The 13,933-nt window shown below is 36.8% G+C and carries 11 protein-coding genes and 2 pseudogenes; 7 read left to right on the forward strand and 6 right to left on the reverse strand.

Going from position 1 to position 13,933, the window contains the following annotated elements:
- Nucleotides 1–5 precede the first annotated feature (5 nt).
- Nucleotides 6–656 (forward strand): HD domain-containing protein, encoded by a 651-nt coding sequence (locus M2306_RS15440; protein ID WP_115091960.1) that lies wholly within the window; start codon nucleotides 6–8, stop codon nucleotides 654–656.
- Between the two features lie 307 nt (nucleotides 657–963).
- Here the strand turns inward: M2306_RS15440 and pyk are convergent, their stop codons facing one another.
- From pyk to M2306_RS15465, 5 genes and pseudogenes are all read right to left on the reverse strand, one after another.
- On the reverse strand, nucleotides 964–2,394 hold the full coding sequence (gene pyk / locus M2306_RS15445; RefSeq protein WP_115091959.1) for a pyruvate kinase: 1,431 nt from the start codon (nucleotides 2,392–2,394) through the stop codon (nucleotides 964–966).
- A gap of 4 nt (nucleotides 2,395–2,398) precedes the next feature.
- Nucleotides 2,399–2,887 carry an IPExxxVDY family protein gene (locus M2306_RS15450; RefSeq protein ID WP_002988166.1) on the reverse strand — a complete coding sequence of 163 codons (489 nt, stop codon included), beginning with the start codon at nucleotides 2,885–2,887 and terminating at the stop codon, nucleotides 2,399–2,401.
- A 98-nt stretch (nucleotides 2,888–2,985) separates the two neighbouring features.
- Nucleotides 2,986–3,733, reverse strand: a pseudogene (gene rnc / locus M2306_RS15455) (ribonuclease III).
- 13 nt (nucleotides 3,734–3,746) lie between these two features.
- A complete protein-coding gene (gene fabF, locus M2306_RS15460) occupies nucleotides 3,747–5,000 on the reverse strand; it encodes a beta-ketoacyl-ACP synthase II (RefSeq protein ID WP_060874291.1) in 1,254 nt (417 codons plus the stop codon).
- Between the two features lie 195 nt (nucleotides 5,001–5,195).
- Complete coding sequence (locus tag M2306_RS15465) at nucleotides 5,196–5,432, reverse strand: acyl carrier protein (RefSeq protein ID WP_002988156.1); 237 nt, start codon at nucleotides 5,430–5,432, stop codon at nucleotides 5,196–5,198.
- Between the two features lie 198 nt (nucleotides 5,433–5,630).
- Here M2306_RS15465 and purN point away from each other — a divergent pair, with 198 nt between their 5' ends.
- The 6 genes from purN (at nucleotide 5,631) to M2306_RS15495 (ending at nucleotide 12,423) form a co-directional block, all read left to right on the forward strand.
- Nucleotides 5,631–6,197: a phosphoribosylglycinamide formyltransferase gene (gene purN / locus M2306_RS15470; protein WP_259189330.1), complete on the forward strand. Its 567-nt coding sequence runs from the start codon at nucleotides 5,631–5,633 to the stop codon at nucleotides 6,195–6,197.
- 3 nt (nucleotides 6,198–6,200) lie between these two features.
- A complete protein-coding gene (gene rnhA / locus M2306_RS15475) occupies nucleotides 6,201–6,677 on the forward strand; it encodes a ribonuclease HI (protein WP_115091957.1) in 477 nt (158 codons plus the stop codon).
- 654 nt (nucleotides 6,678–7,331) lie between these two features.
- Entirely contained in the window at nucleotides 7,332–8,258 is a 927-nt protein-coding gene (locus tag M2306_RS15480; protein ID WP_002988137.1) for a PfkB family carbohydrate kinase, read from the forward strand.
- Nucleotides 8,259–8,322: 64 nt separating this feature from the next.
- Nucleotides 8,323–10,221 carry an amidophosphoribosyltransferase gene (locus tag M2306_RS15485; protein WP_259189331.1) on the forward strand — a complete coding sequence of 633 codons (1,899 nt, stop codon included), beginning with the start codon at nucleotides 8,323–8,325 and terminating at the stop codon, nucleotides 10,219–10,221.
- A gap of 84 nt (nucleotides 10,222–10,305) precedes the next feature.
- The gene (locus M2306_RS15490) at nucleotides 10,306–11,055 is read left to right on the forward strand and encodes an energy transducer TonB (RefSeq protein ID WP_259189332.1); all 750 of its coding nucleotides are present in this window, start codon (nucleotides 10,306–10,308) and stop codon (nucleotides 11,053–11,055) included.
- Nucleotides 11,056–11,463: 408 nt separating this feature from the next.
- Entirely contained in the window at nucleotides 11,464–12,423 is a 960-nt protein-coding gene (locus tag M2306_RS15495; RefSeq protein WP_115091952.1) for a hypothetical protein, read from the forward strand.
- A gap of 89 nt (nucleotides 12,424–12,512) precedes the next feature.
- Here M2306_RS15495 and M2306_RS15500 read toward each other — a convergent pair.
- Nucleotides 12,513–13,915 (reverse strand): annotated as a pseudogene (locus M2306_RS15500) (SLC13 family permease).
- Nucleotides 13,916–13,933: the final 18 nt, after the last annotated feature.

Below are 13,933 nucleotides of genomic sequence, written 5' to 3' on the forward strand. Positions count from 1 at the left end.
ATCGAATGAGTAAGAAGATTGAAGCAACTATTGCCTATGTTAAAGAGGAGTTGAAGCATGCCGAAGGAGGACATGATTGGTTCCATATCGAACGCGTATACAATAATGCGATCAATATTTTAAAATTCGAACCAGAAGCTCAAATTGAAGTAGTGCAGTTAATTGCGTTGCTTCACGATATTGCGGATAGTAAGTTCCATAAGGGAGATGAAACAATTGGACCTCGTAAAGCAAAAGAATGGCTGGAATCTTTAGACTATGAACCCGAGGTGGTTGATCATGTAGTCAAGGGAATTGAAAATATCTCGTTTAAAGGCGGGAATTTCGACCAAAAGTTCACTTCGAAGGAATTGCAAATCGTACAAGATGCGGATCGATTAGATGCCATTGGTGCGATTGGAATAACGCGAGTTTTTAATTACGGAGGATTTCAAAATAATCCCATTCATGACCCAGAGCAAGCGCCTCGATTTGGCATGACCAAAGAAGAATATAAGGCACATAAAGGAACGTCAATTAATCATTTCTATGAGAAATTGCTGTTGTTGAAAGATCTAATGCACACCGATGCAGGAAAGAAAATGGCCGAAGATAGACACCGTTATATGGAAGACTTCTTGGCGCGTTTTTATGCAGAGTGGCAAGGGGAGAAGTAGGGCAAATGGTTTACGGTGCCGTTAACTAGTAACTAAGCCCTTAGCTTATAAAAAATAAATAAAAAAGCGGAATCCTTTTGGATTCCGCTTTTTTTATAGCTAATCAGCATTATATGCCTTTCGATTTATTCTTTTTATAAGAGAAAAGTGCAATTCGTCTTCAGTTTGTTTGTGAAGTTGTACGATTTAGTGATGAAAGGAAAATCTAGACTATTTAGAAAAATACAACGTTTCGATTTCACCCATAGTAATCTCATAACCCATAACTCAATCATCATAACCCTTCACTCACACCCTTAACCCATCACTACTTAATCTCAGATATTCTCAACGTATTTACCATCCCTTTATCGATGATTGGCATTGCCGCTAAGTTAATCACCATATCTCCTTTTACAGCGTGTTTCTTTTCCACTACCATATTGTTGATATCTTCAATGGTTTCGTCTGTACTTACGTATTTATCGTAGTAGTAAGCCTGTACTCCCCATAATAGGTTTAACTGCGTTAAAATGCGCTTATTTGACGTAAAAACAAGGATGTCACTGTTCGGTCTCCAAGCAGAAATCTGGAATGCAGTGTATCCACTGTTTGTCAACGTACAAATGGCTTTCGCTTCAATGTCATTCGCCATTAAGGCAGCGTGATAACAAATGTTTTTCGTGATATAACGATTTGTCTTAATTGTCGGTGGACTTTGCGGTACATTGATTAATGGAGAATTTTCAACACTTTGAATAATTTGTGTCATTTTCTCAATTACTTGAACCGGGTAACTACCTACAGACGTTTCTCCTGATAACATGACAGCATCTGCACCATCCATTACCGAGTTTGCAACGTCGTTTACCTCCGCTCTTGTCGGTGTTAAACTAGAAATCATCGTTTCCATCATCTGTGTTGCGATGATTACTGGAATTCTAGCATTTTTAGCGATTTGTACTAATTGCTTTTGGATAAGTGGAACCTCTTGAGCTGGAATTTCAACTCCTAAATCCCCACGAGCTACCATCAATCCATCACAGTAAGCAACTAATTTATTGATGTTTTTAACCGCTTCCGGTTTTTCAATTTTCGCAACGATTGGAATTTTGTGCTCTGAATGTTGTTTTACAATTTCTTGTAAATCCAATAAATCCTCCGGTGTTCTAACGAAAGATAACGCCAACCAATCCACTTGTGCTTTAATTGCAAAAATAGCGTCATTGATGTCTTTTTCCGTTAAGGCAGGTAATGAAACCTTTGTCATCGGAAGGTTTACTCCTTTTTTCGATTTCAAAGGACCTCCTTGGATTACTTTCGCAACAACTTCATCTGTATTGTTTGTCGATACTACTTCAAAGATCAATTTACCATCGTCTAATAAAATAGTCTCTCCTTCGTTTACATCATTAGGAAACTGTTTGTAGTTCATGTAAACGCGTTTTGCGTCTCCTTTGAACTCTTCTTTTGTTGAAAATGTAATCATATCACCAGGGTGAACCACTACATCTTCTGCCATAATTCCCACACGCAATTTAGGACCTTGTAAGTCTCCTAAAATTGACGTTGTGTAACCGTATTCTTTATTTAATTCTCGAATGATGTCGATTTTCTCTTGTACATCGGCGTAATCTGCATGGGAGAAATTAATTCTAAATACATTTACACCTGCTTTAATCATGTTGTGCAACACTTCTTTTGTTCCTGATGCAGGACCTAACGTTGCTACAATTTTTGTTCTTTTTTTTGCTACCATATTTTTAAAAAATTAGGTTGTTTTTCGATTTGATCGCTTCTACTCGGATTTCGTATGCTGTAGAAATTACTTTTATTGATTTTAATTTTTCAATGACTGTGCCAATCTCAAATTGCTCATCTGTATTTTCAACTTTTAGAAAGTAATCCACCGTTTTGTGTTCCGGTAAGAGATAACCTTGCTTACTAATGGTTGAAACAACATATTGAAAGAGGGGAGAAGCCATCTGTGACTCTGGAAGTATAAAAGCTTTATTTGATACCAATTTCCACAATACATGGTAATCTGGATCGTCGTATTCAAATAAAGAGAAGGAAGCTAAGCCTTGATCCGTTTCAACTTCAACATCATACGATGTACGTTCTAAATAAAGGCCTAGAATAGTGTTAATAAGATAGGTAACTTTAAAATCTTCTTTGCGCGAAGAGTGAATCGCTATCAGACTATAGTTTTCAGCTTCAAAATCTTCTAATCTTAGAACTACTGGTCCCATTTGTTTATTCGTTAGTTACAAAGATACAACTTTTATAATGCAAACAATATGTAGATAATTAGAAGAAAGATTAAGTAAATGTTAATTGATTACCCAATTTAATGGTTTATTTTTTCTTGCAACGCAAAATACGCACGTTGCGAAGCTTTTTCTTCTGCTTTCTTCTTTGATGTAGCTCGTCCTTTTGATATTAACTTATTGTCAATGAATAATTTAACTCCAAAATACTTGACGTCTTCATTCGTTGTTTCCTCATAAGCGTCAAATTTGAACGTATGTTTCGTCTTTTGACACCATTCGATGAGTAAACTTTTATAGCTGGTTATCTTTGTTTCTAAGACATGGATATCTGTGATGGTAGAAATTAAGCGCTGGTGGATAAATTTCTCACAAGCAGGATAACCCTGATCCAAGTATATCGCCCCAATTAAGGCCTCTAAAATATTACCATGGATGTTTTCTCCGAATTGTTGATTGCCCATTTTGCTTTCAACAATATCAATTAATCCCAAACTCTTGCCAATCGTGTTTAAGTTCTCTCTACTTACAATTTTAGAGCGCATTTTCGTTAAATACCCCTCATCTCCACTAGGAACCTCTAAATATAAATGCGAGGCGATTACAGCGTTGAGCATGGCGTCACCCAAAAACTCTAATCGTTCGTAATTAATTGGATTTCCTTGAGTATCAACGATGTTCATTGAACGATGGGTGAACGCTAATTTATAGTAAGCGACATCCAAAGGCTTGGTCATTGTGATTTGAGATATCTTACGACAAAAAATTCCCGTCCTTTTGACTTGAACGGGAATTTTTAAATATCTTATTTAGTACGTTACTCAACATTACGTTGTCGTGCTTAAATATCTAATTTTTTTACTAGTACACAAGCGTTGTGTCCTCCGAAACCAAATGTATTACTCATACCTACTTTCACATCTCTTTTCTGCGCTTTGTTGAAGGTAAAGTTTAATTTAGCATCCACTTGATCATCATCTGTAAAGTGATTGATTGTTGGAGGGACAATTCCATGCTCGATGGATAAGATTACTGAGATTGCCTCTATCACTCCTGCAGCTCCCAAAAGGTGACCTGTCATAGATTTGGTAGAGTTTAGGTTCATTGAATAAGCGTGATCACCAAAAACGTTTAAAATAGCTTTTGATTCAGCGATATCTCCTAATGGAGTAGACGTTCCGTGTAAGTTTACTACATCAACATCTTTTGGCTCAAGGCCTGCGTCTCTCAAACAGTTTTTCATCACGTTTGTTGCTCCTAATCCTTCTGGATGTGGTGCAGTTAAGTGATGCGCATCTGCTGACATTCCGCCACCGCCGATTTCACAGTATATTTTCGCTCCACGCGCAACTGCGTGTTCGTATTCTTCTAATACTAATGCTCCAGCACCTTCTCCCAATACAAAACCATCACGGTCTTTGTCCATTGGTCTAGAAGCTGTTTCTGGACTGTCATTTCTTGTAGATAAAGCGTGCATTGCGTTGAATCCACCCACTCCTGCAATCGTTACAGCTGCTTCAGAACCTCCTGTTACCATGATGTCTGCCATGCCTAAACGAATGTAGTTGAATGCATCAATAATTGCATTGGTAGACGAAGCACAAGCCGATACCGTAGTAAAGTTTGGTCCGCGTAAGCCATATTTAATTGAAATATGTCCTCCTGCAATATCTGCAATCATTTTTGGAATAAAGAAAGGATTGAATCTCGGTGTTCCATTTCCGTTTACGAAGTCAGTCACCTCGTTTTGGAAGGTTTCTAATCCACCGATTCCAGAACCCCAAATAACTCCAGCTCTATCTTTATCTATGTTCTCTAAGTCTAATTTAGAATCTACAACTGCTTCATCAGCACTAACCATGGCTAATTGAGCGTATCGATCCATTTTACGTGCCTCTTTACGATCAATAAAATCTTCTACATTGAAATTCTTTACTTCGCACGCAAATTGGGTTTTGAAATTGGTAGCATCAAAATGTGTAATCGGAGCGGCTCCACTTACGCCATTAATAAGACTGTTCCAATACTCTTGGATATTATTCCCGATTGGGGTAAGAGCACCTAAACCTGTTACAACAACTCGCCTTAATTTCATAAAGTAAATATTATGGTTTAATAAGTTAAAAAAACCCAATTTTTCACTTTTGTAAAAGGAAACATTGGGTAGCTTTATATTTGTTTATCAGATTACTTACTAGTAAATCTGTCCTTTTTTCTATTCTAAAATAAGCAGGTATGCCCGAAAATAATAACGCCCACGTGTTGTTAACAACACGTGGGTTATTAGTTATTACTTCTTAGCTTCTTCGATGTAAGAGATAGCTTGACCAACTGTAGCGATGTTTTCAGCTTGATCATCTGGAATTTGAATATCGAATTCTTTTTCGAACTCCATGATAAGCTCAACAGTGTCTAGTGAATCAGCTCCTAAATCATTAGTGAAGCTTGCTTCTGCTACAACTTCGTTCTCGTCAACTCCTAATTTGTCAACGATAATCGCTTTTACTCTTGATGCAATGTCTGACATAATCTTTAATTTTAAAATTTAATTTCCTAGGGCAAAAATAAAAAACTTTATTTTATATCCTGATTATACATGTTAATTGTCAGTGCGAAATTATAAAAATAATTAATACTTAATACTATTTTTCTGTTTATTGTCAGTAATTATTCTTTTTTTTGTACTTAAATAAAGTGTTTTAAAAACTTAAATACTCCTTATAACATGAAAAAAATAGCGCTATTCGCTTCTGGTTCAGGGACTAACGTAGAGAATATTATCAATTACTTTGAGAATAATTCAATTGTCAACCAATACCTCGTTTTGGTCAATAACCCTCATGCTAAAGTAATAGAAAAAGCTGAAAAAAGAAATGTTCCGGTTTATATTTTTGATAAAAATAAGCTGAATAACGGCGAGTTAGCAGAAAAACTGGCAACTTTCGAGCCAGATTTAATCGTTTTGGCGGGCTTCTTGTGGAAGTTCCCTGAGGATTTAGTAAAAAAATATCACAATCAAGTTATTAACATTCATCCAGCCTTATTACCTAAATATGGCGGCAAAGGGATGTATGGACACTTTGTTCACGAAGCTGTTTTGGCAAATAAAGAACCGGAAACGGGAATTACGATTCACTTTGTCAATGAAAATTACGACGAAGGAGCAATCATTTTACAAGAAACGACTCCTGTAGAAGCACATTATACAGCAGAAGATATTGCAAAAGCAGTACAAGCCTTAGAATACAAACACTTTCCAATTGTCATTGAACAGTTGTTAGCTAAAAAATAATAAATGAGTCAGTCTTTTCAAGTTATTTTATATACCGATGGATCTGCACAAGGAAATCCCGGACCAGGTGGGTATGGTTTGGTGTTGGAATGGGCCGGACATCAAATATTTAAGGAATTTGCACAAGGGTATCGACTCACCACAAATAACCGCATGGAATTACTCGCGGTAATTGTAGGATTAGAAAAGCTGAAAAACCCACAAACACGCGTGTTGGTGGTGTCAGATTCTAAATATGTAGTGGATGCCGTTACCAAAGGATGGGTATTTGGTTGGGAGAAGAAAAATTTCAAAGACAAGAAAAACCCAGATCTATGGATGCGTTTTTTGCGTATTTATAGACGTCATCAAGTTTCTTTTCAATGGGTCAAAGGACACAATAACCACCCCATGAATGAGCGTTGCGACTTTTTAGCCGTGCAAGCAGGAAAACAAAAAGATCTGCTCGTCGATGAATATTATGAGCAAAATAGAGAGTAGAACATACGATATGAAGATAGAAAAAGGTTTAGCAGAACAGCTGAACCTTTTTTTTATGGGGATAAGGGACGGTTTTTTTCCTTAAAACAAACTTTAGTAAGAGGATTATCCGTAGTTAGAGGTAAGCGAAACAGGTGTTCTGAATGGAATAGTAGTCCCTTTTTGGTATAGTTTGCGTTCTGTTTTCTTCGACATTCCTTCAAGTTTCCTCCGAGTTTCCTTCGAGTTTGCCTCGTGAAAAGGGGTTTTTGTCGAAGGAATGTCGAAGGAAACTTGAAGGAAGGTCAAAGGTAGCTACCCGTATTCTTATACTATACTTAGGCGTATGTTAGGGTATGCTAGGAATAAGTTGGGAATAGGTTGGGCTGAAGATGGGGTGAAAATAGAGTGAAAGCGGTTTAAAAAGGTTGAAATACTTGAGGTAATTGGCGGCGATTTATTGTTAGGTTGGTTGCTTGTCCTTGCCTAGAAAGTAAGGATATGTGCTTCACTATTAGAAAAATAAGGCGGTTTCTGCTTCTTGTATCGGAGGAAAATAAGCTAGGAGTGAATTGTAATGCATTGACTATAAGTTAATTTTAGAATAAAGGAGATTAATTTTTGGTCTAAAATCAGGAAAGATATATATTTGCATCTTATTTCTTTTCCAAAAATATGAACAAGTTATTGATCGTCGGAACGGTGGCGTTTGACAGTATAGAAACACCATTCGGGAAAACGGACAAAGTATTAGGAGGTGCAGCTACATATATAGGACTGTCTGCTTCACATTTCGATGTTGAAACAGCTATCGTTTCTGTTGTAGGGGATGACTTTCCTAAAGAATACATAGCATTACTAGAAAGTAAGAATATCAATACAACAGGTATTGAAGTAGTTCCAGGCGGTAAAACCTTCTTTTGGAGCGGTAGATACCACAACGATTTGAACGCAAGGGATACATTAGACACACAGCTTAATGTGTTGGAGAATTTCAATCCTGTCGTTCCAGCTGATTTTAAAAATGCCGATGTTGTGATGTTGGGGAATTTACATCCCGCTATTCAGCAATCTGTATTGGATCAATTGGAACAAAAACCGAAACTAGTGGTGTTAGATACCATGAATTTTTGGATGAATTGTGCGTTAGACGAACTCAAATCCGTTTTGAAACACGTCGACGTAATTACAATTAACGATGAAGAGGCACGTCAACTTTCTGGAGAATACTCTTTGGTAAAGGCGGCTGAAGTGATTCATGAAATGGGACCTCAATATGTCGTAATTAAAAAAGGAGAACATGGCGCCTTGTTGTTTTCAGGGAAAGATGTTTTCTTTGCTCCAGCATTACCGCTAAAAGAAGTATTCGATCCAACTGGAGCAGGGGATACTTTCGCCGGTGGATTTGCAGGGTACTTAACAGAAAGAGGAAGTATATCCTTTCAATGTATGAAGAACGCAATTATTTTTGGATCTAATTTAGCCTCCTTCTGTGTAGAAGAATTCGGAACACAACGCATGGAGCAGTTAGAAGAAGCCGAAATGAAAAAAAGATTAATGCAATTTAAAATGTTAACACAGTTCGACATTGAACTCAAATAAACATGCAACATACTAAGCCTCGTCGTGGGGCTTTTTTTAATGATAACACACAACACAACTAACTATGAGCGACGCACTACAACACGAATGTGGAATTGCTTTTTTACGATTAAAAAAGCCTCTATCCTATTATAAAGAAAAATATGGGAGTGCATTTTATCCGATTCAAAAAATGTACTTGTTATTAGAAAAACAACATAATAGAGGACAAGATGGAGCTGGTTTAGCGAGTATTAAACTCGATATGGAACCAGGAGAACGCTATATTAGTCGTGTGCGTTCAAATAAAGCACAGCCGATTCAAGATATTTTTGCCCAAATCAATGGACGCATTAATGCAGAAATGGAAGAACACCCAGAATATGCGGATAGCGCTGAATTGCAAAAAAAACACATCCCTTATTTAGGAGAAGTGTTCTTAGGTCACGTGCGTTATGGAACTTTTGGAAAAAATAGCATCGAAAGCGTTCATCCTTTTTTACGTCAAAATAATTGGATGCACAGAAACTTAATCGTTGCCGGAAACTTCAACCTAACCAATGTTAGAGAGTTGTTTGACGATTTAGTGCGCTTAGGTCAACATCCAAAAGAAATGTCAGATACCATTACTGTAATGGAGAAAATCGGCCATTTCTTAGATGATGAAATCGATGATTTATACTACAAAATAAAACAAGAAGGATTCTCGAAAAAAACAGCTTCGCCGATTATTGGAGAGCGTTTGGATATTGCTCGTATCTTGAGAAGAGCTTCTAAAAACTGGGACGGTGGATTTACAATGGCTGGAATGTTAGGTCATGGAGATGCTTTTGTATTCAGAGATCCAGCGGGTATTCGCCCTGCATTCTACTATGAAAATGATGAAATCGTTGTCGTAGCAAGTGAGCGTCCGGTCATCCAAACGGCGTTGAATGTGCCTTTTGAAGACATCAAGGAATTAACACCAGGTCAGGCAATTATCGTTAAGAAAGATGCAAGTGTACACTTTGAGCAAATCTTAGAACCACTTCCATTAAAAGCATGTTCATTCGAACGCGTGTATTTCTCAAGAGGAAATGACGCGGATATTTACCAAGAACGCAAAGACTTAGGAAAGTTTATCTTTCCTCAAGTACTAGATATTATTGAAAACGATACAGATAATTCAGTATTCTCTTATATTCCAAATACATCAGAAACATCGTTCTTCGGAATGATTGAAGGTGCACAAGATTTCTTAAATCAACGCAAGATTTCAGATATCCTAAAGAACAAAGAGGCGTTATCTGAAGCGAAGCTACAAGAGATTTTATCTGTTAAGTTGCGCACAGAGAAGATTGCAATTAAAGATGCAAAATTGCGTACGTTTATTACAGATGATAGTAGTCGTGATGATTTAGTAGCACACGTATACGACGTAACCTATGGGGTGATTAAACCAACGGATAACTTGGTGATTATCGACGATAGTATTGTACGTGGTACGACGTTGAAGAAAAGTATCATCCGCATGTTGGATCGTTTGAATCCGAAGCGTATTGTAGTCGTTTCTGCAGCACCACAAGTGCGTTATCCAGATTGCTACGGAATTGATATGGCAAAATTAGAAGGATTAATCGCATTCCAAGCGGTAATTGAAATGCTAAAAGAACGCAATATGTACCACATCGTAGAAGAAGTATACCAAAAATCAAAAGCACAAGTAGACTTAAAAGATGACGAGGTAATCAACTACGTAAAAGAGATTTACGCGCCATTTACAGATGAGGAAGTTTCGGCTAAGATTGCAGAGATGGTAACAGAAGAAGGTACTAAATCAGAAATCAAAATCGTATTCCAATCGATTGAGAATCTACACAAAGCGTGTCCGAAAAACTTAGGGGATTGGTACTTCACCGGAGACTATCCTACAAAAGGAGGAAACCGCGTAGTAAACCGCGCCTTCATCAACTACTACGAAGGTAGAGATGAGAAACCGTATTAATAGAATAGATACATGATAATAAAAAGCACTGATCGAGAGATTGGTGTTTTTTTTTTTGTTTAAATTTCAGTAAAAGTAGAGCAGATGAAAATAAGTATTGTTTTGATTGTAACTAGTTTACTGTTGCTAGGTGTTCAACAAGGGTTTGCTCAGAAGAACAGAGGAGAGAAGCTTGAATCTGAAATAGCTTGTAATATTTTTGCCGTGCCAGCTGAATATCCAGGTGGGATGGCCAATTTTATTCAGGAATTCAAATCGAGATTCATTTTCCCAGAGGAGGCACTTGAAGAAAACGTTTTTCAATTGATTTTACAGTTTACTGTTGAAGATCAGGGGGGAGTAACAGATATTAAAATTTTAAGGGATCCCGGTTTTGGAATTGGAACTGAAGCTGTACGTGTCTTAGGAAAGATGTCAAAATGGAAACCCGCAATTGAAAATGATAAAAAAATAGAAAGTACATTTACTTTGCCTTTGACGTTAAAAAAGTTTGAAAGTGCTGATTTTCTCGTTGATACTCTTGCTTATAAGGGAGTAAAAGCTTTTTATGCTCAAGCTTATTATGAAGCGGGTGTATTGGTTTTTGAAGAACAGTTTATACAAGCTTATGAAAGAATGAAAAACCCATTAGCTTTGGCAGAAATGAAAAATCTTGATGTTCAATTTATTGTGGAAGTGGATGGTTCTGTGAGTCAGGTAAAAGTGCGTAATACATCGAATGAAGAGGTGAGAAATGTAGTAGAGCGCATCGTAAAAGGACTTGGTAAATGGAGACCTGCTAAAGTAAATAATACTGCGGTGCGTAGTTATTATGAAAGGCAATTGTTTTTGTGATTGAGTTATCTTTACTAATTTAGGAAACCACGTAGTCAACCGCGCCTTCATCAACTACGAAGGTAGAGATGAGAAACCATATTAATAGAACAGATACATGATAATAAAAAGCACTGATCAAGAGATTGGTGCTTTTTTTATGGAAGTATTTCAGATATAGGTCTGAATTGGATAGTCCTGTGATTTTGAGTGTTGTTTAAGATTTGTTAATTTTTTAAATAGTATTTTAAATTTAAGAAGAGGTTAAATGTGTGATTAATATTTATTGTTTTACTTTTTCGGACATAATGTCTTGTTTTTCATGATGTTTGTGGGTTTTTTATTTAAACATGACAAAAAGCGAGTATTGTAAAAAGAGGTATGCTTATTGAAAAATAAAAACCATTAACTTAATTTAATAAAAATAAAATGGATAGAGCGTTTCGAGTAGATACTCAAGAAGTCATTTGGGCGGTAGATCTGCCTACAATTATGAAAGATAAGTCAAAAGATGACGTATTGTTTCAATGCCCTTCTGAAAATTGTAGAGTGGCAGTTGTAGCTAATAGTTATAAATTGACAAACAAAAGAATACCCTACTTTAGTATAAGTCCTAGACAAGAACATGCTGAAGCCTGTGAAGAAGCGCTGTTAAATGGACTTATAGGTAAAGCTAAAAACCATAAGTTAACAGTTAAGGAATTAAAAGTTGTTGGGTATCCTTCTTTATTAGTAATGCCCGAAGTTTTTGATGATATTGAAGAAAGTGTAGTAGAAGTAAAGAAACATAACGAGGATGAAGGGACTACGACTAGCGCGGGAAGAGTTGGATATAATGATGAGGTGTCTTTTGATCCAGAAGATGGGAAACGGAATAGTAAAGTAAGTTCAATTAAAAGAATAGTTGATTTCTATCTCGGTTTTGAACGAAATAGAGATGTAGAAATAGAAGTATTAGGTAATAAGATTGAATATAAATATTTATTTAGACATATAACGTCAGGTAAAAATCATAAGCCTTATATTGATAATAAAATTTTTTATGCTCCTATAAAGTTGATTAAAAGTGGAGCATTATATGAAGATGAGGATAAAATGGAATTTCAATTATATCGTTATAGAACTAATGGAAATGAGGGGTATAAAGTGATCTTACAGAAAAAAGGATTAAGTAAAGCAATGGTGACTAGGATAAGAAATAATTATAATAATGTGTTTAATAGTACTTTGGAACGTTTAAGACTTGATACAAAAGATAGTGAATATGAAGCATATGTTTTCTTCTTGGGGATAGGTCCTACTGAAGATAATCCATTAGAATTTAACGTAATGAATTCATTTATCTATTTTAGGTATACAGATATACGTAAGACAATTAATGAAGAATAATGGTTATTAGAAGTAAATTATACTTTCAAAAGGGAAGTAATCAACACTTCCCTTTTTTATATCTAATAATTTGAGGATTATATCATATTTTACCCCAACCAAAAAAAGTAAGCAACCGTAGCAATAATAATGGCGCAGAAAATATTCAAGATAAACCCTGCTTTCATCATTTCCTTTTGTTGAATATTACCCGTACCGAATACAATCGCATTGGGTGGTGTGGCTACCGGGAGCATGAATGCACAAGATGCACCGAGTCCGATAATCATGGAAAGACCAAGGGGATGCATGCCCAATTCTTGTGAGATCGAAAAGAAGATCGGAACTAAGAGTGCCGCACTAGCCGTATTTGACGTAAATTCCGTTAAGAACACAATAAAGAAAGCGACGATTAAGCTAATCACAAAGAAAGAGCTATCGTGAATCACGGAGACCAATAAATCAGCCATGACTTTGCTTGCTCCTGATTCTTTGAGAACCATACTTAAGGTCAACCCCCCCCACCAAACAATAATAGAACCCCCCAATCCACATTGTGTTGCAATTCCTTCCAACGGGATACTTGACTGACGCAGATTAAAATAAATGCCCCCAAAGCAATGAAGGTATCAAAGTTCTTGAAAGAACCTTCAAATCCAACCAAAGCGGCAAATAACGGATTGATTTGGGTACTAAAGATCCAACAAATGGCTGTTAGTAAGAAAATCCCCAGTGTTATCCAGCGGTCTGTATTCATCGGAATTACATCCATCTGATGCTCGAATTGCAGGTTCAGTTTTGGCTTGAAGACAAAATAGATGATGGCAATCATCAAAGGCAGTAAGATAATAACCATGGGAAGTCCCATTTTTAACCAGGCAGCAAAAGAGAGATTCAATTGAGAAGCAACAATCGCATTGGGCGGACTTCCAACAATAGTTCCCATGCCTCCAATACTCGCACTATAGGCAATTCCCAAGAGTACAAACACGTAAGTATTGTGGTGTTGAGTTCTATCCAATTGGCTCAATATTCCCATAACAAGAGGAAGCATCATGGCTACCGTAGCGGTATTGCTAATCCACATCGAGAGTATGGCAGTGGTAAGAAACAAGTAGAAGATGGCGTGCGATAATCGCCCTTTGGCCAAGTACATGATCTTACTGGCGATAATCAAGTCTAGTTTTTGTACGTGTAAGGCTCCGGCTAATACGAATCCACCTAGGAAAAGGAAGATATTGGGATCTGCAAAAGACACAAGTGCCGGTTGAACATCAGTTAGTCCTAATCCAATGGCGAGAACCGGAACAAAAACAGCTGTCGTTGTCACGTGCAATGCCTCGGTCAGCCATAGTACAGCAACAAAGGCAAGCAAGGCGAGTCCTTTATTTACTTGAGGCTCATAGGGTAAAAAATAAATTAATGCAAATAGCATTAAGATGTTGAAACCAATAATGAGGTAGTTTCGTTTGGATTTGTGTCTGGTGCTTTCTGGTTCGTAATCTAATTGCATAAGCTTGAGGTAAAAGTG

The sequence above is a fragment of the Myroides gitamensis genome (assembly GCF_029894455.1).
Classification (GTDB): Bacteria; Bacteroidota; Bacteroidia; order Flavobacteriales; family Flavobacteriaceae; genus Flavobacterium; species Flavobacterium odoratum.

Excerpts from the sequence above, each read along its gene's own strand:
- M2306_RS15485 (WP_259189331.1), top strand. The coding sequence starts at position 8,323 with ATGAGCGACGCACTACAACACGAATGTGGAATTGCTTTTTTACGATTA.
- fabF (WP_060874291.1), bottom strand. The coding sequence starts at position 5,000 with ATGAAATTAAGGCGAGTTGTTGTAACAGGTTTAGGTGCTCTTACCCCA.
- M2306_RS15465 (WP_002988156.1), bottom strand. The coding sequence starts at position 5,432 with ATGTCAGACATTGCATCAAGAGTAAAAGCGATTATCGTTGACAAATTA.
- M2306_RS15450 (WP_002988166.1), bottom strand. The coding sequence starts at position 2,887 with ATGGGACCAGTAGTTCTAAGATTAGAAGATTTTGAAGCTGAAAACTAT.
- M2306_RS15495 (WP_115091952.1), top strand. The coding sequence starts at position 11,464 with ATGGATAGAGCGTTTCGAGTAGATACTCAAGAAGTCATTTGGGCGGTA.
- M2306_RS15490 (WP_259189332.1), top strand. The coding sequence starts at position 10,306 with ATGAAAATAAGTATTGTTTTGATTGTAACTAGTTTACTGTTGCTAGGT.
- pyk (WP_115091959.1), bottom strand. The coding sequence starts at position 2,394 with ATGGTAGCAAAAAAAAGAACAAAAATTGTAGCAACGTTAGGTCCTGCA.
- rnhA (WP_115091957.1), top strand. The coding sequence starts at position 6,201 with ATGAGTCAGTCTTTTCAAGTTATTTTATATACCGATGGATCTGCACAA.
- M2306_RS15440 (WP_115091960.1), top strand. The coding sequence starts at position 6 with ATGAGTAAGAAGATTGAAGCAACTATTGCCTATGTTAAAGAGGAGTTG.
- M2306_RS15480 (WP_002988137.1), top strand. The coding sequence starts at position 7,332 with ATGAACAAGTTATTGATCGTCGGAACGGTGGCGTTTGACAGTATAGAA.
- purN (WP_259189330.1), top strand. The coding sequence starts at position 5,631 with ATGAAAAAAATAGCGCTATTCGCTTCTGGTTCAGGGACTAACGTAGAG.